Source organism: Streptomyces sp. LUP30 (genome assembly GCF_001746365.1).
GTDB lineage: Bacteria > Actinomycetota > Actinomycetes > Streptomycetales > Streptomycetaceae > Streptomyces.
The window spans coordinates 1-3,018 of record NZ_MJAJ01000094.1 but is presented as its reverse complement, the minus strand read 5'-3'; the positions used below and the strand labels follow the sequence as shown (position 1 = coordinate 3,018).

Below are 3,018 nucleotides of genomic sequence, written 5' to 3'. Positions count from 1 at the left end.
GCCCCCCCCGCCGCTCCCGACCACCGCCGAGGCGGGCGCCGGCCGCTCCCGCAGCCGCTCCACCTCCGCCGTGAGCCGTGCCGCCCGCCGGCCCGCCCACTCGGGCGCGGCCGCCACGACGGCCCCCGAGGCGTCGTACAGGGCCGCCCACCCGTTCACCTGCGCGGCGAGCGCGCCGAGCACTCCGTCGGGGCCCTCGGCCAGCGCCTGCCTGGTCAGCTCCCGCTGGGCCGCGAACCCGGCCGTCACCGCCCGGTACTGGTCGGCCGCGATCGCCGCCGACACCGCCTTGCTGATGGCGAGGAAGGGCGTGCGGCGCGGCACCTCCAGCAGCGGCAGGCCCTCCTCCTCGGCCGCGTCCACCAGCGCCCCGGGAATCTCCTCGTAGTTGACCCCCACGGCGAAGCCCAGCCCGACCACCCCCGCCTCGGCCAGCCGCCGCACATAGCGCCGCATGGCCTCCGGGTCCTCGGCGTCCAGTTTGAGCGCGGTGATCAGCAGCAGCTCCCCGCCCTCCATGTAGGGCACCGGGTCCGCCAGCTCGCTGACGTGCGCCCAGCGCACCGGCACGTCCAGCCGGCCCCCGCCCGCCCGTACGGTCAGCTTCAGCGCGGAGTGGTGGACGAGCGAGGCGAGCGTGGGAGGCATGGGGCCTTCAGGTCGAGGAGGCGATCGATCGGCGAGGTGATCTTTTGGCCGCTTCGTATGAAGGGCCTGTGCCGATTCTGCCTCACCGTAAGGGCGGGCGGGACGTCGCTTCAGCCCCGCAGATCCACCAGCAGGGGCGGCGTGTGCTCGCCCCGCACGCTGGTCAGGGACAGCACCGCGTGCCCGGGCGGGACCTCGTGCGCCAGCTGGGACGCCGACCACCGCTCCCGCTCGACCTGGCGCACGGTCACCGCGTCCGTGGTCACCGCGTTCCCGGTCACCAGTTTGCGCAGCGCGTGGATGGCGCGGGTCATCGGCTGGTCGGCGAACACGGTGTGCTTGGCGACCTCCGTGGTCTCCACCCACTCGGTGCCCCAGGTCTGCGCGAACCTGCCGCCGTCCCAGGTGGTGATGCCGGAGAACGCCATCCGGCAGCCGACGGCCCCGTACAGCGGCCCGTGCAGGGCCTCGGGGACGTCGCCGACGCTGCGCAGGGCGAGCACCACGCCCGCGTTCTGCGAGCGCAGCCGCTGCAGTCGGCGCACCGATCCGTCGGTGACGGCCCCCGTGGCGTCGTCGAGGACCAGACAGGCGAAGTGGTCGTGCCGCTCCCGTACGACGGCGTGGAACTGCGCGAGGACCAGCCGGGTGATCAGCCGGGCGGCCTCCTCGTGGCCGCGCTCCGGCAGGTCGATCCGCACCCGGAGCGGGTGGTGGGCGACGGCGCGCAGCGAGAACGTGCGGTGCGCGTCGTCGCCCGCGCCGAAGAACCCCGCGAACGCCGGCCGGCCCAGCAGCGCCAGCCGGTCGGCCAGGGCACGGCCCGGGTCGCCCGCCGCGCCCGTCTGCCGGATGTGCGCCTGCAGCTCGCGCTGCATCACCTCGTCCCCGGCCACCGCCTCGCGCAGCGCGGACAGCGCGCCGGGCTCGCCCTCCAGCAGTTCGCGCAGCTCGGTGAGGGCGGGGAAACGCCCGTGCGCGGCGCGGTACGGGCCGAGCAGCCTGGCGAGCGCCGTGGCCGCGCTCTGGGCGCTCACCGAGTCGAGGTCGCCGACCAGCGCCTCGGCGAGGACGGCGGCCGCCTCGTCCGGGTCGTCGCAGCCCGCGTAAGGGTCCAGGTCGTGCACGGACGACGGGTCGCCGATCCGCACGATCACGTCGAAGGCGGAGTCGGGGCCGAGCGGGCCGCCGCCGGGCGAGGACACCGCGACCACGGCGCACGTCCCGGTCAGCGCCTGCAGGGCCAGCGCCTCGGTCAGCGGCTCGATCAGCGTGCGCGTCTTGCCCGAGCCGGACGGCCCGACCGCCAGCAGCGAGGTGCCCAGCAGGTCGGGGCCGAGCGCGGCGCCCGCGTCGTGAAAGGCGAGCGGGGCGCGCTCGGCGGCCACCCAGCGGCCGATGCGCACCTGCCCGGCGAGCAGGTCGTGGCGGGCCGTGCGCCGGGGCAGGTCGCGGTCGCCGGAGGGATGCGTCCAGGCCGCGCCGCCCTGGCGCAGCACGGTCTCCCGGAAGTCCCCGAGGCCCGCGCTCCACGCCTGGCGCACCCGCACGCAGTCCACGTCGTTCATCCGCCCGGCGGCGACTTCCCCGGTGAGCAGGTCGGCCGCCTCGTACTGCCCGGCGTCGCGCAGCTCGGGCCACTGCGAGCGGGGCCGCTCGGCCGCGGGCACCCCGTGGTCGGGGCCGGCCTGCCGGGCGGCGAGCAGCTCCTTCGCGTACGGCAGCCAGCCCCCCACCCGCGCGAACGGCCAGACCACCAGCGCCGTGACGACGGCGTACAGCGTGTTCGTGAACAGGGGGGAGGCGAACAGCTCGTAGCCGCCGGAGATCAGCACGATCAGCGAGAACAGCGGGTCGACGACCGGCAGCGCGTCCCAGCCGACGCCGAAGGCGCCGGGGAAGACGAAGCTCAGCGCGGCCAGCGCGCCCAGCAGGGCGATCAGGGCCCGCGCGGGCTGCGGCCGCCGCCCGACGAAGTGCCGTACGACGTGCGGCCAGCTGCCCAGCCGGCCCATGGCGTACAGCAGGACGGCGAAGAAGACGCCGTCGTAGACCACCCGTGCCTCGGCGCCGTCCATGTTCTTGGGGGAGGCGATCGTGCCGCCCCACCACCAGTCGTCGGGGGTGAACAGCCGCAGCAGGGTGAACTGGTAGGGCAGGGCGCCCCGCCGCCACAGCGACCACAGGACCAGCGCGATCACCAGCGGGACCAGCATGCCGACGACCGTCACCGGCGCGAGCCGCTCCGACGCCCGCGGCGGCTTCGGCAGCCGGTGGCCGAACCGCCAGATGCCCGGCCGGGACGCCGGACGCGCCTCGTCGAGCCAGGCGGCGACGGCGGATGCGGCCCGCGGCGCGTGCTCGGCGGCC

At 76.1% G+C, this 3,018-nt stretch carries 2 protein-coding genes; both read right to left on the bottom strand.

Annotated elements, in window-relative coordinates:
- A partial coding sequence (locus BG482_RS39165; protein WP_176741578.1) for a PucR family transcriptional regulator ligand-binding domain-containing protein occupies nt 1-648 on the bottom strand: 648 nt, incomplete at its 3' end.
- A gap of 110 nt (nt 649-758) precedes the next feature.
- On the bottom strand, nt 759-3,018 hold a 2,260-nt coding region (locus BG482_RS39160), incomplete at its 5' end, for an ATP/GTP-binding protein (RefSeq protein ID WP_256096616.1).